The 25319-nt window shown below is 64.4% G+C and carries 22 protein-coding genes; 8 read left to right on the top strand and 14 right to left on the bottom strand.

What is annotated here, in order from left to right:
• Positions 1–23: 23 nt before the first annotated feature.
• Complete coding sequence (locus WH265_RS13250; RefSeq protein WP_339537477.1) at positions 24–1262, bottom strand: urate hydroxylase PuuD; 1239 nt, start codon at positions 1260–1262, stop codon at positions 24–26.
• A gap of 339 nt (positions 1263–1601) precedes the next feature.
• The gene (xdhC, locus tag WH265_RS13245; protein WP_339558587.1) at positions 1602–2417 is read right to left on the bottom strand and encodes a xanthine dehydrogenase accessory protein XdhC; all 816 of its coding nucleotides are present in this window, start codon (positions 2415–2417) and stop codon (positions 1602–1604) included.
• Between the two features lie 63 nt (positions 2418–2480).
• On the opposite strand from xdhC, the gene WH265_RS13240 reads away from it, so the two are divergent.
• Positions 2481–3059, top strand: coding sequence for a hypothetical protein (locus WH265_RS13240; protein WP_339558586.1), 579 nt, complete (start codon positions 2481–2483; stop codon positions 3057–3059).
• 84 nt (positions 3060–3143) lie between these two features.
• Here the strand turns inward: WH265_RS13240 and WH265_RS13235 are convergent, their stop codons facing one another.
• Together WH265_RS13235 and uraH are read right to left on the bottom strand one after the other, a co-directional pair.
• A complete protein-coding gene (locus WH265_RS13235) occupies positions 3144–3728 on the bottom strand; it encodes a BPSL1445 family SYLF domain-containing lipoprotein (protein WP_021024725.1) in 585 nt (194 codons plus the stop codon).
• A gap of 209 nt (positions 3729–3937) precedes the next feature.
• Entirely contained in the window at positions 3938–4288 is a 351-nt protein-coding gene (uraH, locus tag WH265_RS13230; RefSeq protein ID WP_021027040.1) for a hydroxyisourate hydrolase, read from the bottom strand.
• Between the two features lie 92 nt (positions 4289–4380).
• Here uraH and WH265_RS13225 point away from each other — a divergent pair, with 92 nt between their 5' ends.
• The 6 genes from WH265_RS13225 to WH265_RS13200 all read left to right on the top strand — a co-directional run bounded on the left by WH265_RS13225 (position 4381) and on the right by WH265_RS13200 (position 13290).
• The gene (locus WH265_RS13225; RefSeq protein WP_339520354.1) at positions 4381–5058 is read left to right on the top strand and encodes a GntR family transcriptional regulator; all 678 of its coding nucleotides are present in this window, start codon (positions 4381–4383) and stop codon (positions 5056–5058) included.
• Positions 5055–6014 (top strand): allantoinase PuuE, encoded by a 960-nt coding sequence (gene puuE, locus WH265_RS13220; RefSeq protein ID WP_339558585.1) that lies wholly within the window; start codon positions 5055–5057, stop codon positions 6012–6014. The genes WH265_RS13225 and puuE overlap by 4 nt, the downstream gene beginning before the upstream one ends.
• A gap of 67 nt (positions 6015–6081) precedes the next feature.
• The gene (uraD, locus tag WH265_RS13215; RefSeq protein ID WP_339558584.1) at positions 6082–7857 is read left to right on the top strand and encodes a 2-oxo-4-hydroxy-4-carboxy-5-ureidoimidazoline decarboxylase; all 1776 of its coding nucleotides are present in this window, start codon (positions 6082–6084) and stop codon (positions 7855–7857) included.
• Positions 7854–9125, top strand: coding sequence for a M20/M25/M40 family metallo-hydrolase (locus WH265_RS13210; protein WP_339558583.1), 1272 nt, complete (start codon positions 7854–7856; stop codon positions 9123–9125). The genes uraD and WH265_RS13210 overlap by 4 nt, the downstream gene beginning before the upstream one ends.
• 270 nt (positions 9126–9395) lie before the next feature.
• Positions 9396–10883 carry a nucleobase:cation symporter-2 family protein gene (locus tag WH265_RS13205; RefSeq protein WP_021027045.1) on the top strand — a complete coding sequence of 496 codons (1488 nt, stop codon included), beginning with the start codon at positions 9396–9398 and terminating at the stop codon, positions 10881–10883.
• Positions 10884–10986: 103 nt separating this feature from the next.
• The gene (locus WH265_RS13200; RefSeq protein ID WP_339558582.1) at positions 10987–13290 is read left to right on the top strand and encodes an NADP-dependent malic enzyme; all 2304 of its coding nucleotides are present in this window, start codon (positions 10987–10989) and stop codon (positions 13288–13290) included.
• 123 nt (positions 13291–13413) lie between these two features.
• On the opposite strand, the gene WH265_RS13195 is transcribed toward WH265_RS13200, so the two are convergent.
• The 5 genes from WH265_RS13195 to WH265_RS13175 all read right to left on the bottom strand — a co-directional run bounded on the left by WH265_RS13195 (position 13414) and on the right by WH265_RS13175 (position 19693).
• Positions 13414–14769 carry a four-carbon acid sugar kinase family protein gene (locus WH265_RS13195; protein WP_339558581.1) on the bottom strand — a complete coding sequence of 452 codons (1356 nt, stop codon included), beginning with the start codon at positions 14767–14769 and terminating at the stop codon, positions 13414–13416.
• 5 nt (positions 14770–14774) lie between these two features.
• Positions 14775–16052 (bottom strand): ribulose-bisphosphate carboxylase large subunit family protein, encoded by a 1278-nt coding sequence (locus WH265_RS13190; protein ID WP_116925804.1) that lies wholly within the window; start codon positions 16050–16052, stop codon positions 14775–14777.
• Between the two features lie 30 nt (positions 16053–16082).
• Positions 16083–16622, bottom strand: a complete 540-nt coding sequence (locus WH265_RS13185; RefSeq protein ID WP_021027048.1) for a VOC family protein — start codon at positions 16620–16622, stop codon at positions 16083–16085.
• A gap of 128 nt (positions 16623–16750) precedes the next feature.
• Positions 16751–18637, bottom strand: coding sequence for a TRAP transporter large permease (locus WH265_RS13180; RefSeq protein WP_339558580.1), 1887 nt, complete (start codon positions 18635–18637; stop codon positions 16751–16753).
• A 36-nt stretch (positions 18638–18673) separates the two neighbouring features.
• Positions 18674–19693: a TRAP transporter substrate-binding protein gene (locus WH265_RS13175; RefSeq protein WP_339558579.1), complete on the bottom strand. Its 1020-nt coding sequence runs from the start codon at positions 19691–19693 to the stop codon at positions 18674–18676.
• 116 nt (positions 19694–19809) lie between these two features.
• Between WH265_RS13175 and WH265_RS13170 the strand changes: the two genes are divergently transcribed.
• Positions 19810–20865, top strand: coding sequence for a LacI family DNA-binding transcriptional regulator (locus WH265_RS13170; RefSeq protein ID WP_339558578.1), 1056 nt, complete (start codon positions 19810–19812; stop codon positions 20863–20865).
• Positions 20866–20883: 18 nt separating this feature from the next.
• Here the strand turns inward: WH265_RS13170 and WH265_RS13165 are convergent, their stop codons facing one another.
• Genes WH265_RS13165 through WH265_RS13145 form a run of 5 tightly spaced genes read right to left on the bottom strand, consistent with a single transcriptional unit; the run spans position 20884 to position 25311 of the window.
• The gene (locus tag WH265_RS13165; RefSeq protein ID WP_133854790.1) at positions 20884–21414 is read right to left on the bottom strand and encodes a MarR family winged helix-turn-helix transcriptional regulator; all 531 of its coding nucleotides are present in this window, start codon (positions 21412–21414) and stop codon (positions 20884–20886) included.
• Positions 21415–21449: 35 nt separating this feature from the next.
• A complete protein-coding gene (locus tag WH265_RS13160; protein ID WP_339558577.1) occupies positions 21450–21878 on the bottom strand; it encodes a PaaI family thioesterase in 429 nt (142 codons plus the stop codon).
• Between the two features lie 46 nt (positions 21879–21924).
• Entirely contained in the window at positions 21925–22890 is a 966-nt protein-coding gene (locus WH265_RS13155; protein ID WP_339558576.1) for a hydroxymethylglutaryl-CoA lyase, read from the bottom strand.
• Positions 22890–24545, bottom strand: a complete 1656-nt coding sequence (locus tag WH265_RS13150; RefSeq protein WP_339558575.1) for an AMP-binding protein — start codon at positions 24543–24545, stop codon at positions 22890–22892. Before WH265_RS13150 ends, WH265_RS13155 begins: the two co-directional genes overlap by 1 nt.
• Positions 24529–25311 carry an enoyl-CoA hydratase/isomerase family protein gene (locus WH265_RS13145; RefSeq protein WP_339558574.1) on the bottom strand — a complete coding sequence of 261 codons (783 nt, stop codon included), beginning with the start codon at positions 25309–25311 and terminating at the stop codon, positions 24529–24531. The genes WH265_RS13150 and WH265_RS13145 overlap by 17 nt, the downstream gene beginning before the upstream one ends.
• Between the last annotated feature and the right edge of the window lie 8 nt (positions 25312–25319).

Raw genomic sequence — 25319 nt, 5'->3', positions numbered from 1 at the left:
GCCCCGCTCCCTGGCACCCGCCATCAAGGCGCGGTAGAGGCGCCGGATTCAAACCAGCGCTTGACCAGATCGCGCTCGTCGGCACTCAGCCCATCGGGGTTGCCAAAGGGCATCTTGCGCAGCACCACCACCTGCTGGTAGATCTGCTGGGTATGCTGGGCCACCTCGCCGGGGCTGTCGAGCTTCACATTCTTTTGCGCCAGGCCCGTGGCGCTGTGGCACAGCACGCAGTGCTGGGCAAACACCTTGGCCACCTCACCATAGGGCACGGCGCCAGCTGCGGGCTGGCTGGCGGGGGCCGACGCGGGCGCAGCGGCTGCTGCGGGCTTGGGGCCGGGGCGCAGCCAGGCGATCACGCCCAGAATCACCAGCACACCGATCAGCGCATAGGGCCAGGGGTGCTTGTTGCGGCCGAGCTTGTGGCCGTGGCGCAGCACAAAGAACTGGCGAATGGCCGCGCCGGCAAACATCATGCCGATGAGCACCAGCCAGTTGTACTTCTGGTTGTAGAGCCAGCCGTAGTGGTTGGACAGCATCGCAAACAGCACCGGCAACGTGAAATAGGTGTTGTGCACACTGCGCTGCTTGCCGCGCTTGCCGTAGATGGGGTCCACCGGGTCGCCATTCTTCAGGGCCCGCACCACGGTGCGCTGGCCAGGAATGATCCAGAAGAACACATTCGCGCTCATCGAGGTGGCCAGCATCGCGCCCATCAGCAAGAAGGCCGCCTGGCCCGGGAAGATATGGCAGGCCAGGTACGCGGCAATGCAGACCAGCACCAGCACCATCGCGCCCACAATCGCATCGCCATGCTTTTTGAAGCCAAACACCCGGCAGATGCCGTCGTACAGCAGCCAGAACACCGCCAGAAAGCTCAGCGCCGTGAACACCGCCAGCGGCGCGCTCATCGCATTCGGGTCGGCCGGGTTGACCAGGTAGATATTGGCGTTCCACAGGTAGGAGACCGTCAAGAGCGCAAAGCCCGACAGCCAGGTGGTGTAGCTCTCCCAGTAGAACCAGTGCAGGTGGTCGGGCAGCTTGGGCGGCGAGACATTGAACTTGACCGGGTGGTAGAAGCCGCCGCCATGCACGGCCCAGAGCTCGCCGCTGACGCCCTGCTTTTTCAGGTCTTCGTCTTCCGGCGGGGTCAGGCTGCTGTCGAGAAACACAAAATAGAACGACGAACCGACCCAGGCAATGGCTGTGATCACATGCAGCCAGCGCAACAACAGGTTCGCCCAATCGAGGATATAGCCTTCCATTGCTCTCATCCTTGGCAGCGTGGGGTCTGCCAGTGCGAGGGAGGGGTGATGCCCGCTCTCCTCATCAAGCAGCCAGCGTGGAGGCACCGGCCACTTGTTGAACCTGCTCACCACGGCGGGCGATCTGAGCAGCAGACAGGCCGCAATCCACAGCCATCATCGGAATGACCGGGGCACCGCTGCGACCTTTTGTAGACTCAAAGTGTATGCAATTTCTGCCACCCAAAGGTCGGCAAAAAGCTGCACAGCCCCTAGATAAAACCCTGATGCAACGCAGCAAACCCGCTGCAGGTGGCCTCTACACCGCATGCATGGCACCTGCCCAGGGGGGAAGACGCATCAGGCATGCTGCGTTCGCTGCAGATGCTGCAAAAGCTGCGCGGCCACAGCAATCGCAATCACCTCCGGGGCCTTACCCTGGATGCCCGGCAGCCCGATCGGGCAGGTGATGCGGGCAAACTCCGCATCGGCAAAACCCCGCTCGGCCAGCCGGTGCGCAAAGCTGGCGCGCTTGGTAGCACTGCCAATGAGCCCGACCAGATCCAGATCGCCGTGCTGGCGCTGGCGCTGCAGGCAGGCCTGGCTGATCTGCAGGTCCTGCTGGTGGTCGTGGGTGAGGATGAACACACTGCTGCCCGGCGCCAGAGCGGCCACCGCGCCCTCGATCGGATCGGAGTACTCGGTCTGCACGTTGGCCGGCAACGCGGGCGGAAACAGCGCCTCGCGGCTGTCCACCCAGGTGATGGCAAGCGGCAGGTTGCTCAGCACCTGCACCAGCGCTGCGCCCACATGGCCCGCGCCAAACACCGCCACGGGGCTGCACTCGGGCGCCAGCTGCAGCGCCAGCGGTTCGCTGTCGGCCTGCGCAATGCGCTGAAACCGCAGGTGCACCACGCCGCCGCAGCATTGGCCCAGGCGCGGGCCCAGCGCAAAGCGCTCGCTTTGCGGCGCGCCGCCACGGGCCAGCAGATCACGGGCCTTGTTGGCGGCCTGCCACTCCAGGTGGCCACCGCCAATCGTGCCCAGCTGGTCCTGGGCAAACACGGCCATCCAGGCACCGGCGTCGCGCGGAGCCGATCCCTGGGTAGACTCCACCTGGACCAGACAGGCATCCTGCGTCGCCAGGCGCGCCAATAATTGCTGCAGTACGGGCATGCCTTGTTCCATGATGAAGATCGGCCTGCCATACTGCAGGGCCGCTATAGACGGATTTGTACCATGAGCGATCGACCCTCCACCTCCCTGCTGTCACGACTTTGGCATACGCTTTTTCGTATACCGCAAACGTCGCCCGCGCCCCCACGGGCAGCAGCCGGCGGGCCCGCAAAGCCGCCCCACGCCCCCGAGCAGGACGACGACCAGGACAGCTATCTGTCGGTGCTGACCCAGTTGCCCGGCGCGCGCATGCCCCAATGGTCCCCGGAGGCCGATGGGCAGGACTCGGTGCTCAACCCGGTCGCCGACGAGGCCTACCGCAAGCGCTGCGCCCAGCACCTGTATGAGCGCTACGCCGATCGCATCTACCCGGGCATGCTGCCGCCCATGCTCTATGCCATTGGCGTGCTGGAGCTCTTGCTCGACGAAGACGGCCATATCCAGGACATGAACTGGATGCGCGAGCCCGCGCAGGCCCAGGAAGTGCCGCCACTGATCGAGGCGCTGGTGCAGGCCGCTGCGCCCTTTCCCGCCCCCCAGCATTTGCGCCATGGCGAGGTCATGGTCTCCTACACCGAGACCTGGCTCTGGGATGCCTCGGGCAAGTTCCAGCTGCACACCTTGAGCGAAGGCCAGCAATAAAGGCAGGCATAGGACAGGCGCGACAAACGCAAAAAAACCGGCCTGCTGGCCGGTTTGTGCTGTGCAGACGCGGTGGGCGCTGCCTTATTCCTTGATCTTGGTGATCTTGGCGCCTTGCAGCGACACGCCCGCTTCCAGGCCGGCATTGTTCAGCACAAAGCTGGTCACCGGGGCCTGGGCCGAGGTGGTGTCGATGCTGCCGTTGGCGCCAACGCGGCCTGCGGCCACGGTGGCATCTGCACCCACTGACCAGCCGTTGCTCTGGCGGAACTTCGCCAGCGCTTCGGGCGTGTTGAACACATAGATCACAGCCTTGGACTGGCCACCGGCCTGCCAGCCGATCGACGCGCCCGTGGTGCTGTAGTAGCTGTCGCTGCGGCTGCCCACGCGCAGCACGCCGCGGCCGTGCTCCACGCCCACCACAAAGCTGCCACCAATCACCGATGGGAACACCAGCACGCCCTTGGAGCGTGCGACCAGGTCCTTGGAGCCAGGAGCGGTCTGGTACAGGCGCTCGAGCGCGGCGTTCGCGCGGGCGTCTACCGACGTCTCATCGGCACGAGGCGCATTGCTGGTTTCAGGCTTGGTGACCGTGCAGGCCGCCATCGACAGAGCGCCGGCAACCACTGCAGCGGCGACACCCAGGGTGCGCATAGAGAAACGTTGCATACCTACTCCTTTGAAATTTGCTGTTATGTCAATCAGGTTGGCACCGCTGCGAATCCTGCGGTGCGCCTAGGAGCAAATAGTAGCCATCCCCGATGACGCTGGAAGGCCGCAGCCGCAACTTGCGGCTTCGGCCTACAGTTTTGGCGATGCGCGTTTGAGACAGGTCAAGGGCAGGCGCTTGCCCCATACCCCATTGCCGTCGATAAGCCTCAAGACCCCCGGTACGTCGAATAGCTCCAGGGGCTGACCAGCAGCGGCACGTGGTAGTGCTGGTCGGCATGGGCCACGCCAAAGTCCAGGTTCACCTGGTTCAAAAAGTTGGGGCTGGGCAGCTCCACGCCTTTGGCGGCAAAGTAGGCCGCCACTTCAAAGCTCAGGCGGTAGGTGCCGGGGCGCAGCGTCGCATTGTCAAACAACGGAGTCTGGGTGCGGCCGTCGTGGTTCAGGGTTTCGCGGCGGATGAGGCGCGCTTCGCCGCCATCGGTGGCGTACAGCGCAATGTCCATGCCCGCAGCGGGGCAGCCGTGCATCGTATCGAGAACGTGGGTGCTCAGGCCCATAGGTAAATCTCCTGATGATTCTGGGTAAGATCGGACTGGTGATGTGCACTAAAAGTGTATACACTTTTTGTCATTCGGCCTACTATCCTGACATGGAATCCACCTCAACGTCCACCATTGCCCAAGCCCTGACCCGTGCCATCGTCGAGCACCGGTTGCTGCCGGGCACCAAGCTGGCCGAGCAAAAACTCGCCGACCACTTTGGCGTATCGCGCACCTTGGTGCGCCAGGCGCTGTTCCAGCTGTCGCAAAACCACCTGGTCACGCTGGAGCCCGCACGCGGCGCCTTTGTGTCCACCCCGTCCGTCACCGAAGCGCGCCAGGTCTTTGCCGTGCGCAAGATGCTCGAAGCGCAGATGACCCGCAGCTTTGTCGAGACCGTCACGCCCAAGCAGATCAAGGTCTTGCGCGAGCATGTGCGCCAGGAAGCCGCCGCCGTGCACCGCGCCGATGTCACCGAGCGCACCGAACTCTTGGGCGACTTCCATGTGCGCATGGCCGAGCTGATGGGCAACGAAGTGCTGGCCCAACTGCTGGGCGATCTGATCTCGCGCTGCGCGCTGATCACCTTGATGTACCAGTCGGCCAGCGCCGCCGCCCACTCCCATGAGGAGCACGAAGAGATTGTGCAGGCCCTTGCCCGCAAGGATGCCGAAGGCGCAGTGCAGCTGATGATCGCGCACCTGGAGCATGTGGAGCAAGGCCTGCAGTTCGAACGCGAGATTCCCAGCAACGATTTATCCATGGCTCTGTCCTCGATCACGCTATGACCTACGACGCTACCACCCCCTACCCCCGCGACCTGATCGGCTACGGCCGCGATCTGCCCCATGCCCAGTGGCCCCAGGGCGCACGCATTGCGGTGCAGTTTGTGCTGAACTACGAGGAAGGCGGTGAAAACCATGTGCTGCACGGCGACCCGGGCAGCGAGCAGTTCCTCTCGGAAATGTTCAACCCGGCCTCCTACCCGGACCGCCACATGAGCATGGATGGCATCTATGAATACGGCTCGCGCGCCGGCGTCTGGCGCCTGCTGCGCGAGTTTGAAAAGCGCGGCCTGCCGCTGACGGTGTTTGGCGTGGCCTCGGCGCTGCAGCGCCACCGCGAGCTGGCCCAGGCGTTCTCCGATCTGGGCCATGAGGTGGCCTGCCACGGCCTCAAATGGGTGCATTACCAAAATACGCCCGAAGAGGTCGAGCGCGCCCATATGCAGCAGGCAATGGACATCTTCCACAGCCTCTACGGCAGCCGCAGCACCCACGGCCTGGGCTGGTACACCGGCCGCGACAGCCCCAACACCCACCGCCTGGTGGCCGATTTTGGTGGCTTTGCCTATGACAGCGACTACTACGGCGACGACCTGCCCTTCTGGATGAAGGTCGGCAAGAGCGATGGCAGCGCCGCGCACCAGCTGATCGTTCCCTACACCCTGGACTGCAACGACATGCGCTTTGCGCTGCCCCAGGGCTACTCGCATGCCGATCCCTTCTTCCAGTACCTCAAGGACAGCTTTGATGTGCTGTACGCCGAAGGCGACCCGGCCGGCGAGAACCGCCCGAAGATGATGAGCATCGGCATGCACTGCCGCCTGCTGGGCCGCCCGGGCCGCATCACCGCACTGCAGCGCTTTTTGGACCATATCCAGCAGCACCAGAACGTCTGGGTCTGCCGCCGCATCGACATTGCCCGCCACTGGGCCGCGCACTTTCCCGCCCCCACGCTTTGAAAGATGACACAGCGCCGCGCCCAAGCGAAAAGAAGCGCTAGTACCCCATCCATTCGATAGGAAACACATGGCCCTGACCCTGGAACAACTCAACCAAGCCACGCCCGATGCGGCGCTGGCCATGCTCGATGGGCTGTACGAGCACTCGCCCTGGATTGCCCAAGCCGCGCTGGCCCAGCGGCCTTTTGCCTCGCTCGCCCAGCTCAAGCACGCGATGGTGCGCGTGCTGGCGCAGGCGCCGGTCGATGCGCAGCTGGCGCTGATCCGCGCCCACCCGGAGCTGGCGGGCAAGGCCATGGTGGCCAACACCTTGACGGCAGAGTCCACGCTGGAGCAAAACCGCGCGGGCCTGACGCAATGCACACCCGAGGAGTTCGCGCAGATCCAGCAGCTCAATGCGGACTACAACGCCCGCTTTGGTTTTCCGTTCATCCTGGCGGTGCGCGGGCCACGGGGCCTGGGCCTGGCCAAACAGGAGATCATCGCCACCTTTGCGCGGCGCCTGAACCACCACCCCGATTTCGAGCGCAACGAGGCGCTGCGCAACATCCACCGCATTGCCGAGATCCGCCTGAACGACAAGTTCGGCTACGAGCCGGTGCTGGGCAATGACGTCTGGGACTGGCAGGAGCGCCTGGCCCAGCACAGCGACGAGGGCTTTGCTGAAAAAGGCCAGCTCACCGTCACCTATCTGACCGATGCCCACCGCGCCTGCGCCCAGCGCATCAGCCACTGGATGCGCGACAGCGGCTTTGACGAGGTCGAGATCGATGCGGTCGGCAATGTGGTGGGCCGCTACCGCCCCGCGCAGGAAGGCGGCCAATACCTGCTCACCGGCAGCCATTACGACACCGTGCGCAACGGCGGCAAGTACGACGGGCGCCTGGGCATCTTTGTGCCGATGGCCTGCGTGCGCGAGCTGCACCGCGCCGGCAAGCGCCTGCCCTTTGGCATCGAAGTGGTGGCCTTTGCCGAGGAAGAAGGCCAGCGCTACAAGGCCACGTTCCTGGGCTCGGGCGCACTGATCGGCCACTTCAACCCGCAGTGGCTGGACCAGGCCGATGCCGCCGGCATCACGATGCGCGAAGCCATGCAGCATGCCGGCCTGTGCATTGACGACATCCCCAAGATCCAGCGCGATGCATCCAACTACCTGGGCTTTATCGAGGTCCACATCGAGCAGGGCCCGGTGCTGACCGAGCTGGATATTCCGCTGGGCATCGTCACCTCGATCAACGGCAGCTCGCGCTATGTCTGCGAAATGGTGGGCATGGCCAGCCATGCCGGCACCACGCCGATGGACCGCCGCCGCGACGCCGCCTGCGGCGTGGCCGAGCTGATGCTGTATGCCGAGCAGCGCGCCGCGCAAGACGGGGATTCGGTCGCCACCGTCGGCATGCTCGAAGTGCCCAGCGGCTCGATCAACGTTGTGCCCGGCCAGTGCAAGTTCAGTATTGACATGCGCGCGCCCACCGATCCGCAGCGCGACGCGCTGGTGCGCGATGTGATGGGCCAATTGGAGGCGATTGCGCACAAGCGCGGCCTGCGCTACCGCGCCGAGCAAACCATGCAAGCGGCTGCCGCCCCCAGCGCGCCGGCCTGGCAGCAGCGCTGGGAAAAGGCCGTGGCCGCCCAGGGCGTGCCGCTGTTCCGCATGCCCAGCGGCGCCGGCCATGATGCGATGAAGCTGCACGAGATCATGCCCCAGGCCATGCTCTTTGTGCGCGGCATCAACAGCGGCATCAGCCACAACCCGCTGGAGTCCTCGACCGCCGATGACATGCAGCTAGCGATCGACAGCTTCAGCCACGTCCTTCAACAACTAGAAAACGAAACCGTATGACCACGAACAACGCCACCTACGCCGCCCTGGACCAGTGGATTGACCAGCACTTTGACGAGCAGGTGCAGTTCTTCCAGAAGCTGGTGCAAGTGCCTACCGACACCCCACCGGGCGACAACACGCCCCACGCCGAGCGCACCGCCGAGCTGCTGCAGGCCATGGGCTACACCGCTGAAAAGCATGAAGTGCCCCAGGCCGATGTCGAAGCCTACGGCATGACCTCGATCACCAACCTGATCGTGCGCCGCCCCTTTGGCGCAGCCGGCTCGGGCCGCACCATTGCACTCAACGCCCATGGCGATGTGGTGCCGCCCGGCGAGGGCTGGAGCCATGACCCCTATGGCGCCCGCATTGTTGACGGCAAGCTCTATGGCCGCGCTGCTGCGGTGAGCAAGTGCGATTTCTCCACCTTCACCTACGCCTTGCGCGCACTGGAGGCCGTGGCCAAGCCCAGCCGGGGCGCGGTGGAGCTGCACTTTACCTACGACGAAGAGTTTGGCGGCCTGCTGGGCCCCGGCTGGTTGCTGGAAAAAGGCCTGACCAAACCCGACTTGATGGTCGCTGCCGGCTTCAGCTATGAGGTGGTCGTCGCCCACAACGGCTGCCTGCAGATGGAGATCACCGTACACGGCAAGATGGCCCATGCCGCCGTGCCGCACACCGGGGTGGATGCGCTGCAGGCCACCGTGGCGATCATGAACGACCTGTATGCGGAAAACACCGCCTACCAAAAGGTCTGCTCTAAGGTCGAAGGCATCAAGCACCCTTACCTGAACATTGGCCGCATTGAAGGGGGCACCAACACCAATGTGATCCCGGGCAAGGTGCTGCTCAAGATCGACCGCCGCATGATCCCCGAGGAAAACCCGGTCGAGGTCGAAGCCCATATCCGCCAGGTGATTGCCAAGGCGGTGGAGCGCTTCAACAACGAGCGCGGCTACCAAGGTGACGACGCCGTGCGCATCGACATCAAGCGCCTGCTGCTGGCCAATGCGATGACGCCGCTGGCCGGCAACCAGCCGCTGGTCGATGCCATCCAGACCCATGGCGAAGCCGTGTTTGGCGAGAAGCCCCCAGCTGTGGGCACACCGCTCTACACCGATGTGCGCCTCTATGTGGAGCGTGGCATTCCCGGTGTGATCTACGGCGCCGGCCCCCGCACCGTGCTGGAGAGCCATGCCAAGCGCGCCGACGAGCGCCTGGACCTGGAAGACCTGCGCCGCGCCACCAAGGTCATCGCCCGCTCGCTGGTCGATCTGTTGGCCTGATCCAACGCGGCGCCCGGCAGCGCCGCCTTACCGTTTTTTGCATCCACCGCCCCCATGCCCCGTGCCTGGGAGCGGTTTTGCATGTGGCGGCAGGCATTTTTGTGAACGAGCCACGCGCATCCGACCGGCCACTCCCCATCGCATGGTGGCGGCTTGAGGGTAATCAGGGGGGTGCGCCATCAGCGCATGTGTATACACTTTTTGTATGGATTTTTAAGACATAACACTGGCTTTTCTGGTCAGAAATTCCCCGCATGAGGAGTGATAAAGATGCAGTCTGACAAACACCCCGTCGACCAGGTGCTGCCCCTGGGGCGCCTCACCACCTTGGGCTTGCAGCATGTGCTGGTCATGTATGCGGGGGCCGTGGCGGTGCCGCTGATAGTAGGGCGCGCACTCAACCTCGATTCCCACCAGATCGCCAAGCTGATATCGGCTGATCTCTTCGTCTGCGGTCTGGTCACCCTGATCCAGGCCTGGGGAGCGACCCGCTGGTTTGGCATCAAGCTGCCGGTGATGATGGGCGTGACCTTTGCCAGCGTGGCGCCGATGATCTCGATGGCGCAGACCACAGGAGGCGTCTATGGCGCAGGCCTCATCTTTGGCTCGGTCATCGGTGCGGGGGTCATATCGATCCTGATCTCACCGCTGGTCAGCCGCATGCTGCGGTTCTTCCCGCCGGTCGTCACCGGCACCATCATCACGGTGATCGGCATCAGCCTGATGCGCGTGGGGATCAACTGGATTTTTGGCAACCCGGTGGGCCCCACGGCGCCTTCCGTGCCCAACCCCGAGCATGTCAAATGGCTGCAAAGCGCCCAGATGGCCGCTGGCGCGCCGGGCTCGGCGCTGCCGCCCATCCCACACGGCCTGGCCATCCTGCCGTCCGTGCCCAACCCCCGCTATGCGGACCTGAGCGGCGTTGGCATCTCCGCGCTGGTGCTGGTCTCCATCCTGCTGATCACCAAGTTTGCCAAGGGCTTTATGGCCAATATCGCGGTGCTGGCCGGCATTGTCATCGGCGCCATCGTGGCCTCGGCCATGGGCCTGATGACCTATGAAAAAGTCGCGCATGCCGAGTGGTTTGACTTTGTCATGCCGTTCGAGATCGCGATGCCGGTGTTCGACCCCATCCTGATCCTGACGATGACCCTGGTGATGGTCGTCGTGATGATCGAATCGGTGGGCATGTTCCTGGCACTGGGCGACATGACCAACAAAGAGGTCACCCCCGCCGACCTGACCCGGGGCCTGCGCACCGATGGCCTGGGCACCTTGCTGGGCGGCATCTTCAACACCTTCCCCTACACCAGCTTCTCGCAAAACGTCGGCCTAGTCGCAGTCACCGGCATCCAGAGCCGCTTTGTCTGCGTGGCCGGCGGCTTTATCCTGATCATTCTGGGCGTGCTGCCCAAGCTGGGCGCGCTGGTCGAATCGCTGCCCACCATGGTGCTGGGCGGCGCGGGCTTGGTCATGTTCGGCATGGTGGCCGCCACCGGCATCCGTATCCTGTCGAATGTGGATTTCCGCCATAACCGCTACAACGCCATGGTCGTTGCCGTGTCGATTGGCGTGGGCATGATCCCGCTGATTGCACCGCAGTTCCGCCAATGGATGCCCCACGCCATCCACCCGCTGATCGAATCGGGCATCCTGCTGGCCTCCATCTGTGCCGTCGCCTTGAACCTGTTTTTCAACGGCGCCAAACTCGACCAGGCCCAGATCATCAAGGCTGCGCAGCAAGCAGATGCCCACTGACAAGATTGCTGCGGTGCAGCATCGAAACTTAGGCCCACTGCCCCATAGGGGTGGGCCTGCGCCTTTATCATCAGCTTGGTTCACTCTGGATTGATTCACTCTTATGGCACAACAACTGTCCGCCGCCGAACAGGCACTGCGCGAAGCCGCACTCGAATACCACCGCAGCCCCAGCAAGGGCAAGATCTCCGTCACCCCGACCAAGCCGCTGTCCAACCAGCGTGACCTGTCGCTGGCCTATTCGCCAGGCGTGGCCTACCCTTGCCTGGACATCGAGGCCGATCCCAGCCTGGCTGCTGACTACACCTCGCGCGGCAACCTGGTGGGCGTGATCACCAATGGCACCGCCGTGCTGGGCCTGGGCGATATCGGCCCGCTGGCCAGCAAGCCGGTGATGGAAGGCAAGGGCTGTTTGTTCAAGAAGTTTGCCGGCGTCGATGTGTTTGACATCGAGCTGGCCGAGCGCGATCCGGACAAGCTGATCGACATCATCGCCAGCCTCGAACCCACGCTGGGCGGCATCAACCTCGAAGACATCAAGGCCCCCGAGTGCTTCTACATCGAGCAAGAGCTGTCCAAGCGCATGAACATTCCGGTGTTCCATGACGACCAGCACGGCACGGCCATCATCTCCAGCGCCGCACTGCTCAACGGCCTGGAGCTGGTCGACAAGCAGATCGGCAACGTCAAGATCGCCGTCTCTGGCGCCGGTGCGGCTGCCATTGCCTGCGTCGATGTGATGGTGGGCCTGGGCGTCAAGCGCGAGAACATCTTCATGGTGGACTCCAAGGGCGTGATCTACGAAGGCCGCCCCGGCAACCTGGACGCCTCCAAGGCGCGCTACGCGCAAAAGACCGAGGCCCGCACCTTGGCCGACGTGGTCAACGGCGCGGATGTGTTCCTGGGCTGCTCGGCTCCCGGCGTGCTGACCGCCGACATGGTCAAGACCATGGCCGACAAGCCGATCATCCTGGCGCTGGCCAACCCCGAGCCAGAAATCCGCCCCGAGCTGGCCAAGGCCGTTCGCCCCGATTGCATCATCGCCACCGGCCGTTCGGACTACCCGAACCAGGTCAACAACGTGCTGTGCTTCCCCTACATCTTCCGTGGCGCGCTTGACTGCGGCGCCAGCAAGATCACCGAAGCGATGAAGCTGGCCTGCGTGCGCGAAATTGCCGCGCTGGCCAAGCAGGACGTGAGCGACGAAGTGGCCGCCGCCTACCAGGGCAAGGAGCTGAAGTTCGGCCCCGACTACCTGATCCCTACGCCTTTCGACACCCGTTTGATTCTGCGCATTGCGCCCGCCGTGGCCAAGGCTGCACAAGAATCCGGCGTGGCAGCACGCCCGATCGAGGACATCGACGCCTACCGTGAGAACCTCACCCGCTTCGTCTACCAGACCAGCATGTTCATGCGCCCGGTCTTTGCAGCCGCCAAGGCCAACGTGCAACGCGTGGCCTACGCCGAAGGCGAAGACGACCGCGTGCTGCGCGCTGTGCAAGTGGCGGTGGACGACGGCCTGGCCAAGCCCATCCTGATCGGCCGCCCTGCCGTCATCGAAGCACGCATTGCCAAGGCCGGTCTGCGCCTGCAACTGGGCAAGGATGTGGACATCGTCAACCCTGAAGATGACCCGCGCTTCCGCCAGTACTGGGAGGCCTACCACGCGCTGATGGGCCGCAATGGCGTCACGCCTGAGGTGGCCAAGTCGGCGGTGCGCCGCTCCAACACCGTGATCGCCGCACTGATGGTGCACCTGGGCGATGCCGACGCGATGCTCTGCGGCGTGATGGGCCGCTTTGACCGCCACCTGGGCCATATCGAAGACGTGCTGGGCCACAAGACCGACGCCAACCGCCTGGCTACCGTGAACGCGCTGATGCTGGAAAACCGCACCTTGTTCATCGCGGATACCTACATCAACGAAGACCCCACCGCCGAAGAGCTGGCCCAGATCGCCAAGCTCGCCGCGCAAGAGGTGCAGCGCTTTGGTCTGCCACCCAAGGTGGCCTTCCTCTCGCACAGCAACTACGGCTCGTCCACCCGCAAGTCGGCGCTCAAGATGCGCGCTGCCCGCGACCTGTTCGCCGCTGCCAACCCCGACATCGAATGCGATGGCGAAATGCATGGCGATGCTGCGCTGGACGAAAACGTGCGCGAGCGCACGCTCATCGAGTCGAGCCTGACCGGTGAAGCCAATGTGCTGATCTGCCCGAACCTGGATGCCGCAAACATCCTGTTCAATGTGCTCAAGACCACTGCCTCGCACGGCACCACCATCGGCCCGATCCTGCTGGGCAGCGAGGCACCCGCCCATGTGCTGACCCCTTCGTCCACCGTGCGCCGCGTGGTCAACATGACGGCCCTGGTCGCCGCCCAAGCCCAAGCGCGCAAGGAAGGCAAGTAAGCCCTGGCGCGGCGCAGGCCGCGCCTTTGCTTGCGCAGCAAGCCACAGCACACCACACCACAAGATAGCCCCAGGCATAGCGCCTGGGGCTTTTTTACGTCTGCGCTGCAGCCCACGCGCCCCTCAGCCCGCCCCCGTCACCAGCCGGTCGAACAGCTGCGCATCGCCCATCTGCCCGCCTTTGAGCATCAGCTCCAACCCATCGATGCGCGCATCATCGCTGCGCGCCACGCTCAAGGTCACGCCGGGCGCCAAGGTGCTGTGGAAGGCCAGCCCCCACAACCCCAAAGCCTGGGTCGCCAGGCTGGAGGTATCGCCGCCCGCAATGCCCAGGCGCCGCAAGGGCTGGCCCTGTGCTGCCACCAGGCGCAAGGTTTCTGCCACCAATTGCGCACTGCGCTGTGCCACCGCTGCCGTCGTGGCCGCGTCCACCACCTGGTCAGGTCGGCTGGTGTGCGCCAGCATAGGGCGCCCCTCGTGCAGCCCCTGGGCCAGCTGGGCCGCGCAAGCGCTTAGATAGCCCTCTTCGGCCAACAGCCGGCCCACCTCCACCTCCCGCTTATCAAACTGCTGGCTGGCCGCGATCTGCTGGCTGGATACCGGCGACAGGCTGCCCACCAACACCAGCACCGGGCCCTGCGCGGGTGCCAGCGGCTCCGCCACTGGCGCATCGCCCAACAAGCCCAATTGCCGCCAGCCGGCTATCAGGCACTGCTCGACACCGCTGGGCCCCACGGCCAGCAACGGCGACTGCTGCGCGCGCGCCCACAGCAACGCGCCAATCTGCGGCAGCTGGGCTTCGTGCACCAGGTCGATCAGCAAGGCATCCGGCACAGGGCTTGCGCCTTCTTGCGCCTGCATCCAGTGCAGCAGCACGTCGGCATCGGCCCCCGCCAGCTCCAGCTGCCGGGTGCTCAGCAGCCGAATATCCGCCAGCCCCTGTTTGGCCAGGTGCAGGCGCAAATCGGCCTCATCCATGGGGGTAACGGGGTGCTGCCGCATGGTGGGGTGGCGGTCAACGCGCTGCACCGCGCCACCCGGCCCCGCCTGCGCAAACAGGTTGCCAAAGGCGCAAAAGCGCCCAATATTGGGCTGGCCGCCAACGATCACCGCTGGCGATGCGGGTGCGACCTTGCGCAAGGCCGCCACGGCCGCACCAATGCTACCCACATGCGGGGCGCTGTCAAAGGTGGAGCAGCATTTGTAGTGCAGCAGTGGCGCGCCGCTGGCGGCCATAAACTGCGCCACCGGCGCCAGCACCTCGGCCATTGCGGCAGGCGGCAGGCTGCGGGCCGCACCGGCGATGCCAATGGCCTGCAAGGGCCCGGCCTGGGCCCGTTGCGCCTCGGTAGGCACATCCAGAAAAAGCAGAGAGCGCAGGCCCGCCTGCGCCACCGTGGCCAGGGTGTCGGTCGCACCGGTAAAGTCATCGCCATACCAGACGACGGCGGGCTGGCCGCGCAGCAAGGTATCCAGCATGTCGCCTATCCGCGCTTGCCAAAAAACTGCAGCGCGCGCGCCAGCTCCGGCGCATGCCAGGCATAGTCGTCCAGGCTGCTGCCTTCGCGCACGGCAGCCCAGGCCTGGCGAATGCTCACCACGCCAGCCGCAGGCCCATCGGGGTGCGCCAAAATGCCGCCGCCGGACATAAACAGCAGGTCATCGCTCTGCAGCGCCGCCCAGGTGGCCGGTACCGTGCCCGCCCACTGGCCCGATGAGAACGCTGGCAGCACGCAGTCATCCTGCGCGGCCGACAGGCGCCGCTGGCAGTCCTGTGCGGATTCCACCACCTCGGCATCGGGCTGCGCAAACTTGCCCTGCAAACCATGCACATGCACATGGTCCACCCCGGCCAGGCGCCACAGCGTCTGGTAGGCCTGGTAGCCCATACCCAGCATCGGATCGCGCGACAGCGCGCCATAGCCATTGCGGTGGGCATGCAGCGCCAAGGGCGTGTGGCGCCGCAGGCTCTGAATGCCCGACAGCCCGCACCAGTTGATGCTGGCCATCACGCAGCTGCCGCCCTCCTGCTGCACCAGATCGGCATGGCGCAGCATGGCGCTGGTCTCGTCAGTGATGTTGAAGGCCACCATCACCCATTTGCCGGTGCGCTCGCGGTGCTCGCGGATCACGCGCATCACCGCCGGAATGCGCTCCTCAAGCGGCGCATGCGCTGGGTTGGCCGATACCTCGTCGTCCTTGATAAAGTCCACACCCGCGTCGCACAGCTGCCGCACCAGGTCGGCCGTCTGCTGGGCCGATAGCCCCACATTCGGTTTGATGATGGTGCCCACCATCGCGCCTGCGCTGGCGCCAATACTGCGCCGCGTGCCGGCCACTCCCATCGTCGGCAGATCGAACTGGTCACGGTAGTCCGGCGGCAGATCCAGGCGCTCCAGCCGCAGGCCCGATACCTCTCCCAGGTCATACAGATTGCCGCTGACGGTAGCGGCCAAGGTGGGCAGGTTGGCGCCGACATTGGCGATGGGGAAGGCAATACGCACGCGCGCACGCTGCCAGTTGGCGCCTGCGCCATAGCCTTGACGCTCCAACCAGGCATTGGGCAGGCTGGGCCGCTCCACCGTGCCCAGCGGCTGCACCTGTAGCACCTGGGCGCGTGCGCGTGCCCGCAGGTCATCGGTCTCGCCGGCCACGCGGGTGAAGGTGCCGCAGGATTGCTCACCGGCCATCACCTCGGCCACGGCCTCGGGCGCCAGCGGCGTCTCGATCAGGTAGCTGGCTTCAAAATGGGTAGATTTCATCGCATTTCCAGGCCCAGGGCGGGCCGGCCATCACAGGGTGTTGAGGTCAGGGAAAGGGCGCACGGGGTTCTGACCATCCCAGTCCTGGGAGGCCGCGCGGATCAGATCAAACATCTTTCCCTTGGGGCCCATCACTTCGGACAGCTCGATCACCGTGCCCGGGTGGTACTCGGTGTCAAAGTAGATAAAGCGGCCGTTCTTGCCCACCTCGCCACTCATCTGCGGCTTGAAGCCCTGCGCCAGCAAGCGCTGCAGATCGGCGTCGTAGTCGGTGGTCCAGTACGCCACATGCTGCAGGCCCGTGCGGCCCGCGCGCAGAAAGTCGCGGTACATCGACGGCACATCGTTGCGCACCTGGATCAGCTCCACCTGCACAAAGCCGGAGTTGGCCAGCGCCACCGAGTTGTGCGGCTGGTAGCGCTCGCCCGCGTACTGGTAGTTCTCGATGGGCACCTGCGGGTTGTAGAACCAGGGGCCCACGCCCAAGGTCTCGCTCCAGTATTTCATCGCGGCCTCGATGTCGTCGACCACATAGCCCAGCTGGCGGATCTCTCCCAAAAAGCGACTCATAGCTTGTCTTTCGTTTGTTGTAGGGTTGGTTGTTGCGTTGGTTGCATGGGCGCTGCCTCACGTGGCGCGCACGCGATGCAGACCAAGGCCGGGAAGCTGGTCGGGTGGGCCCTGGGGCAGCAGTCCGCTTATAAAAATCCGGTAGAAATCCAGGGAATGGCTGCCACAAAGAGCAGCCCGACGAACAGCGCCAGCATGTAGCCGCCGATGGGCCGAATGCCCTCGTTGGGGTTGACCTTGCTGATCGCGCAGGCGCCGTAGTAGCCCACACCAAAGGGCGGCGCAAACAGGCCAATGCCCATCGCAAAGATCACGACCATCGCGTAATGCACCTCGTGCACGCCCACCTCCTTGGCGATGGGGAAGAGAAGCGGGCCAAACAGCACGATGGCGGGGATGCCTTCGAGCACACTGCCCAGCACGATGAAGCAGACGATGGAGATGGCGAGGAACCCCCAGCTGCCGCCCGGCATGCTGGTCATCGCCTTGGCTAGGTCGGATGAGAAGCCCGACTGCGTCAGTCCCCAGGCCATGCCGGTGGCGCAGCCGACAATCAGCATGATCGCGCCCGACAGCGAAGCGGTCTCGACCAGCATGGGCTTGAGGCGCCGCCAGTCAAAACAGCGGTAGATGAACAAGCCCACCAGCACCGAATAGACCACGCCGATGGTGGACACCTCGGTCGCCGTCGCAATCCCCTCCACCACGGCGGCGCGGATCACAAAGGGCAAGGCCAGCGCCGGCAAGGCAATCACCAGCAGGCGGCCAATCTGCTTGCCGCTGAAGCGCTCCACACCGCTCAGATCCTCTTTGCGGTAACGCCACCACACGACGCAGCACAGCGCAGCGCCCAGCACCACGGCGGGCAGCATGCCGCCGGTAAACAGCGCGGCAATCGATATGCCGGTGACCGAGCCAATCGTGATCAGCACGATGGACGGCGGAATGGTCTCGGTCTGCGCGCCCGTCGCTGACAACAGCGCGACCAGATCGCCCTCCTTGGCGCCGCGCTTTTTCATCTCGGGGAAGAGCACCGGCGCAATCGCCGCCATGTCGGCCACCTTCGATCCCGAGATGCCCGAGACCAGGTACATCGCGCCAATCAGCACATAGGAAAGGCCCCCGCGCACGCGCCCCAGCAGACTGGCCAGAAACTGGATCATCGCCTTGGCCATGCCGGTCATCTCGATCAGCGAGCCCAGAAAAATGAACATCGGCACCGCCAGCATGATCAGGTGCGACATGCCCTCATCCAGCCGGCCCACCATCACCACCAGCGGTGTGCGCGTGGTCAGCGCCAGATAGCCAAAGGTGGCCAGCGCAAACGAGAACGCAATCGGCACACCGGCAAACACCGTGCCCGCCACCACCAGCACAGAAAAGATCACCAGGTTGAACTTGCCCAGGCTCTTGAACAACGGCTGGCACAGCCAGAACAGCAGCACCATCCCCGCCACCATGGCCACCGCCGCCAGCGCCTTTTGCCAGCTCGTCTGCGTCATGAGGCGCAGCAAGGCCACCACGGCCATCAGGCCCATGCCCACCGGCAGCGCAGCGGCCCGCCAGGCATTGCTCAGCTCCATCGCCGGCGTGGTGATAAAGGCTTCTTCCTCCGCATACTCGTAGGCGGGGCCCAGCACCATCAGCAAAAAGGCCAGCGACGCGGCGAGCGCAAAGGCCTCCAGCGCCGCGCGCAGGCCTGGCCGCACATTGTTGATAAAGGCCGTCATGCGCATGTGCTCACCCCGGCGCAGCGCCACCACGGCGCCCAGCATGGACAGCCACAGAAACATCAGCGAGGCCAGCTCATCGGACCAGACCAGCGGCTGGTGGAACACATAGCGTGCCACCACGCCGGCAAACAGCACGATGATTTCGGCCAGCACCAAGGCAGCGGCCGCCGTCTCGACAATGGCGCCCAGTCCTCGGTCAACGCCACGCGCGAGCGAGGCCAAGGCGTTGTCGGGCGGCGCAGCAGAGTGCCCCGCCAGCGCGGGGGTTGCAGGGTGGGACATGGCAATGCTCTTTCAGGGCGTAAAACAGAGCAGCGCTCAAGCGAGCTTGCCAACGGCGCCTTCGAGCAGGCTCCACACGTCCTTGCCAAAGCGGCCTTGCCAATCCTTGTAAAAGCCCGAGCTGCGCAGCGCCGCGCGAAAGCTCTCCGCATCGGGCTGGTTGAACTGCAGGCCCTTGCTGGCCAGATCGGCCTGCACCGAGGCATTGAGCTGGCTGATATCCGCACGCTGCGCCATGCCGGCATCGTTGATCGCCGTGGCCACGATCTTCTTCAGATCGGCTGGCAGGCTCTCCCACATGCGGCCATTGGCAATGAACCAGTAGCCGTCCCAGATATGGTTGGTCAGCGAGCAGAACTTCTGCACCTCGTACAGCTTGGCCACCTGGATGATGGGCAGCGGGTTCTCCTGCGCATCCACAATCCGCGTCTGCAGCGACGAATACACCTCAGAGAACTGCAGGCTGGCCGGCGCCGCGCCCAGGCCCTTGAACATCGCAATCGGCATCGGGCTCACCGGCACGCGGATCTTGAGGCCGTCCATGTCCTTGGCACTTTGCACCGCGCCCTTGCTGCTGGTGGTCTGGCGGAAACCGTTGTCCCACATCTTGTCGAATGCATAGAGCTTGCGCTTGGCAATCTCGGCCCGCACCATCGCGCCCAGCGGGCCATCCATCGCCTTCCAGACCTGGTCGTAGTTGGTAAACGCAAAGCCCACCGCGTTGATGGCCGCTGCCGGCACCAAGGTGGCAATCACCAGCGCCGACGGCGTGAAGAAATCAATCCCGCCCGAGCGCACCTGCGACAGCATGTCGGTGTCACCACCCAATTGGTTGTTGGGGTAGATGGCCAGCTCCACTCGGCCATTGCTTTCCTTGCGGATGCGGTCGGCCGCCTCTTGGGCGCGGATATTGAGCGGGTGGCTGAGCGGCAGGTTGTTGCCGTACTTCAGCGAGAACTCGGCCGCCCGCGCGATCCGGGGAAAGCCCGACACCATGCCTGCGGCAGGCAAGGCAGTCAGTCCCTTGATGAGGGAACGGCGGCTGAGTTCGGTCATGCTTGTCTCCTAATATTTGATTTGAATTGATGTAATGGCACAGATCTCATACTGGAAGATATGCAAACGACTTGCTATAGTCAAACGCACAAAATGATTGAATCTGATGTTTTCTGATGCCCCATAAGCCCGCAGTGCCTAGCCAGCGCCTCACGCTCAAGACCGTGGCCGCCCTGGCGGGCGTGTCTACCGCCACCGCCGACCGGGTGCTGAACCAGCGCCCCGGCGTGCGACCCATCACCGTGCAGAAGGTGCGCCAGGCCGCGCAGGCGCTGGGCTACCTGCCCGATGCCCTGGCCGATGCCGCGCCCCAATCTGCGCCCTGGAAGCTGGCCTTTGTGCTGCCCCAAGGGCAGAACCCCTACCTGCGCATGCTGGGCGACACCATTGGTTTTTCAGAAAGCCACCAGGCGCCCTTCAACGTCAAATGCCAGGTGGAATATGTCGAGAGCTTCAACCCCGAAGCGCTGGCCGCCAGCTTGCTGCGCCTGGGCAAAAGGGTGCAGGGCATCGCCTTTATGGCCATCGAGCACCCAGCGGTGCGCGAAGCGGTGCAGCAACTCGCCGACCGGGGTGTGCCGACCTTGACCGTCATCTCGGACCTGGACAACAGCGCCCGCATTGCCTATGTGGGGCTGGACAACCGGGCCGCCGGCCGCACCGCCGCCTACCTGCTGGCCCGCTTTATCGGCAGCCAGCGCCGCGATGCGCAAATCGCGTTGATCGCAGGATCGCGCAGCTACCTGGCGCATGAGGAGCGCGAGGGCGGTTTTCTGCAACTGCATGCCGAGCAGTTCCCCGACATGCAGATCCTGGGCCTGCGCGAGAGCTATGACGACTCCTCCCGCAACTACCAGCAGACCAAGGAGCTGCTGCAGCGCCACCCGCATATCGCCGGCATCTACAACATCGGCGGTTCATCCGATGGCGTAGGTCGCGCATTGCAGGAAGCCGGCCGCGAGCACCAGGTCGTCCTCATCGGCCACGGCCTCACCCCCGACACCCGCGCCCTGCTGATCAACGGCACCATGGACGCCGTCATCACCCAAAGCCACCTGGGCATCATCATGAGCTGCATCCGCATGTTCAGCAATCTGCGCGACCAGCTCGACACGATGACGGCGGTGGACATCGTGCGCAGTCAGATTATTTTTCGGGAGAATTTGCCTTGAGGGGCCTGGCCCAGCCCCTCAATCGGCGGCGATGACCGCGCCCGGTTTGCGCTTGGGCTTGGCCGCCTTTGCGCGCTCGCGGGCCAAGGTCTCATGCGCATGCGCCGTCAGCAGGTCCAGCGCCCGGTCGAAGACCTCGCGCTCCTGGCTGCTGAGCACCGAGAGCAGTTCCTCATTGCGCTTGACGGCCTTGGGGAACACCTTGCGGTAGAGCTGCTTGCCCTTGGCCGTGAGGCTCAATTGCACGCCCCGACCATCGGACTGGTCCGCGCCGCGCTGCAGCAGGCCACGGTCAATCATCAAAGACACCGCACGGCTGGCCAGACTCTTGTCGATATTCACCTCACGTGCCAGGCCTTGCAGGGACATGGGCGCATTCGCCCCCAACATCCCCAGGATCCGCCATTCCCGGGGGTCCAGCTCGAAATCACGTTGGTTCGACTCTGCAGCCAGGCGGCTCCAATGGCTTGCAAGCATGTTCAGGCGAAACGACACCAGCTCCTTGAAATGGCTGGCGGTCTTGGGCTCCTGAGCATCTGCGGAAGGCATGAGGTCTGTTTTAGGCATTCATGAAGTATAGAAAATCACGGAGACCATTGGCTCCGTTTTCGGCGAATTCTCAATGACGCGGTGCCTGAAGCCACCAGGCGGTCGGCCGCATCGCGGATCTCGGCGCGGCAAAACACCAAGGTCTGGGCCGCATGCTCCACCCAGGCCCTGACCTGCAGGTCGCCCTCCGCTGGCTGCATGTACTGCACATGCAGGTCGGTGGTGCCACCCAGCTCCTCCACCCCCGCCAACGTCCGGCTGGCACGGGCCATGGCGCTGTCAAGCATGCTGGCAAGCACCCCGCCATGGATGGCGCCCCGCCGGTTGAGCAGCTCTTTGCGCGGCGCAAGCCGTAGCACGGCATGCCCTTCGGCGGCCGTCTCGGTTACCAGGCCCAACCATTCAGCAAACGGCGCCACCTCCGGGTAGGCGGAAAGCGCTGGTTCAGGGTGGGCTGCGTTCATACCAGTGGTCGGTGGCGGCATAGGTTCTCCATAGCGCTTGCAGCACTCATCGCGCTGCACTGCGCAAGGGGTTCAAGCCGCTGCGCACCACGCGGGCATGCAGCTCACGCCCCAGTACCGCTTCGCACAGCTCTGCGGTTTCCAGCAAGGCCTGCATGTCGATACCGGTCTTGACGCCCATGTTTTCGAACAGGTCGATCAGGTCCTCACTGCTGACATTGCCTGTATGGCCGCCGCCGTATTTCACCTTGGCAGGGTGGCCACCCACGCCACCCATCGCGCAGTCAAAGTGCCGCACACCGGCATCCAGCGCAGCCACGTAGTTCACCAAGCCGGTGCCCCGCGTGTCATGAAAGTGCGCAATCGGCGTCACATCGGGGTAGGCCACGCGCATGCGCCTGAACAACTCTGCCGCCACACGCGGCGTTGCGGTGCCCGTCGTGTCGCCCAGGGTCACATAGCGCACCCCGGCATCCCGAAAGCGCCCCACATCCGCCAGCACACTGTCTGGGTCGACCCACCCTTCGAAAGGGCAGCCAAAGGCCATCGATATCGTTCCGATCAGCCGGAACTGGTCAGCAGCGGCTGCGGCCATCTGCGCAATGTTCTGCCATTGGTCGGCCCGGCTGCGGGCCAGGTTCTTCAGGGAATGGGTGTCGGTTGCCGACACCAGCAGACTGATCTCGTTGGCGCCATAGCCGGCCTTGCGGTCCGCCAGTGCCCGCTCCACCGCGCGGAGATTGGCGCAAGTCGCCTTGTAGAACGCACCCGCTGCACGTGGCAGCGCCTGCAGCAACTCGCTGGCATCGGCAAATTGGGGAATCACCTTGGGGTTGGAATACGAGGTCGCCTCGATGCGCGCAAACCCCATGTCGGCAAAGCGCCGGATCAGGTCCACCTTGGTGGCGGTGGGCAGCATCACCGACTCATGCTGCAAACCATCGCGTGCAAAGCATTCGCACAGGACCACATCGCGCCCATCGTCTTCGCGGGAGAGAGAAGCGTTCAGCATCATACGGCCACCGTGTCAGCTTGGATGTTCCACAACTGCAGCGCATGCGCGCGCAGCTTGTTCTTCTGCACCTTGCTGCTGCCCGTCATGCCGATGTTCTCGAAGCTGTTCACCAGCTCCAGGTAACGAGGCACCTTGAAATTCGCGCAGCGCGCCTTGCACCAGGCAATAAGCTCATCACCACTGGCCTGCTGGCCGGGCTTGAGCAGCACAAATGCGCCGGTCACTTCTCCCAGGCGGGCATCGGGCACCCCAATGACCTGCGCTTGCTGCACGGCAGGGTGGGCATGCAGCACCTCCTCGACCTCGGCCGGTGCCACGTTCTCTCCGCCCACGCGGTACATGTCCTTGAGCCGCCCGACCATGCGAAAGCGGCCATCGGCACTTTGCTCCCCCATGTCGCCGGTGCGCAGCCAGCCATCCTCGGTCATGGCCTTGGCGGTGGCCTCGGGCATGTTGTAGTAGCCACGCATCACGTTCCAGCCGCGCACCTGGATCTCGCCCTGCCCCTGGCCAGACGCTACCAGCGCCCCCGTTTGGGCATCGGCAATCCGAACCTCCACCCCCGGATGGGGCCGCATGAGGCCATCCCGGCGCAGCTCAAACGCATCATCGTGGTCACTCAGCAGCACATTGGGCGAAGCCTCCGACTGGCCGTAGGCATTGCAGACATGCGGCACCCCCATGACATCGCGGATCTTCTGCATCACCTCCGGCCCTGCGGCCGCCCAGCCGCCTTTCAGATGCAGGCGTGAGGCATCAAAGCTCTCATGGCCCATCAGCATCAGAAAGATCGTGTCGTTGCCCGAAGTCAGCGTGCAACGCTCGCGTTCCAGCACCTCCAGCGCCTGGGCCACATCAAATTTGGGCAAGCTGAGCAGGCAGCAACCCGACACCAGCGACACCAGCACCGACAAGGTACTGCCCGCCACATGGAAAAACGGCCGAATGCTGAAGTAGCGGTCATCGGCCGTCACCCCCATGCGCCTGGCCACGCAGGCCGCATCACCCAGCATGTTGGCATGGGTCAGCATCACTCCCTTGGGGAACGAGGTGGTTCCTGAGGTGTACTGGATCAACAGAATGTCGTCCGGGCGCACCTGCGCTGCCAGCGCGTCCAGCGCCGCATCGCCCACCTGTGCGCCGTTTGCCAGAAATGCCGCGTACGAGGTCGCACCCGCAGCAAGGCCCTGGCCACCGATGCACACCACCTGGCGTAGCTGGGGCAGTGCCGCACCGGGCAACTGCGTATCGATGGCGGGCTCCACCTGGCGCAGCATGCCTGTGAAGTCAATGCCCAGAAAACTGTCGGCATGGATCAACAGCCGCACATCGGCCTGCTTCAGGCAGAACAGCAGCTCATCTGCCTTGAAGCGGGTATTGACCGGCACTGTCACCGCGCCCACCGTGGCACAGGCAAAAAAGGCGGCGATCCACTCGCCGGAGTTTCCCAGCATCAGGCCCACATGGTCGCCCTTGCCAATGCCGGCCGCATGCAAGGCGGCCGCAATGCGCCGGCTCTGTGCGGTAATCTGCGCCCAGCTCCAGCTTTCGCCCGGCCCCACATAGGCCTGGCCCCGCTGCTGGCACACCGTATTCAACACCTGCGCCAGGGTGACAGGCACAGGCACCAGCGCATCATTGAGCAGCTGCATCGCCATCTCCCTTCTTGCCAAAGCCTGCGATGGCCTTCTTCCAGTCGCTGCGGCGCAGATTCTCCTGGATGGCGAGCAGCTCAACCGCCATCGCCCCTTCCCGCGTGGTGTCCAGGCCGGCATCAATACTGTGCTTGGTCAGCGCCACGGTGAGCGGATTGGCGGCCGCGATCTGCAGCGCCATCGCCTTGACCTGCGCCTCAAAAGCATCGCTGCTGAACACATGGTTCACCATGCCCAGCTGCAGGGCCTCCTGGGCATCGACAACGCGGCCGGTGAACAGCAACTCCTTGGCCATGCGCCGCCCCACCATGCGCGGCAGGCGCTGGGTTGCGCCCACCGTGCCCCAGCCCACTTCGGGGTACTTGAAGGCAGCAGAGGTATCCGCCAGCACAAAGTCGCAGGCTGCCGCAATCTCGCAGCCCGAGCCATAGGCTGGGCCCTGGATCGCAGCAATGACGGGTTTGGACAGCGCTTCGATCGCTGCATAGGCGGTGAAGCCATTGACCCGGCGCGCGATGATCTCTGCGGGGCTCATGCCCTGACGCTCTTTGAGGTCCGCCCCCGCGCAGAAGGCGACGCCTTCACCGCGCACCACGATGACGCGCACTGTGTCGGCCTGCTCCAAAGCATCGCAGGCCTCAACCAACTCTTGGCACATCGCCACATTCAAGGCATTGCGGCTTTCAGGCCTGGCCAACCAGAGGGTGGCGACCGCAGCATCCACGTCAATACGCAGGGTGCTGAACTCAGGAAATGTCTGCATACTCAAAA

The organism is Comamonas sp. MYb396 (assembly GCF_037479555.1).
Taxonomy (GTDB): Bacteria; Pseudomonadota; Gammaproteobacteria; order Burkholderiales; family Burkholderiaceae_C; genus Comamonas.
This window is presented reverse-complemented; position numbering and strand designations above follow the sequence as displayed.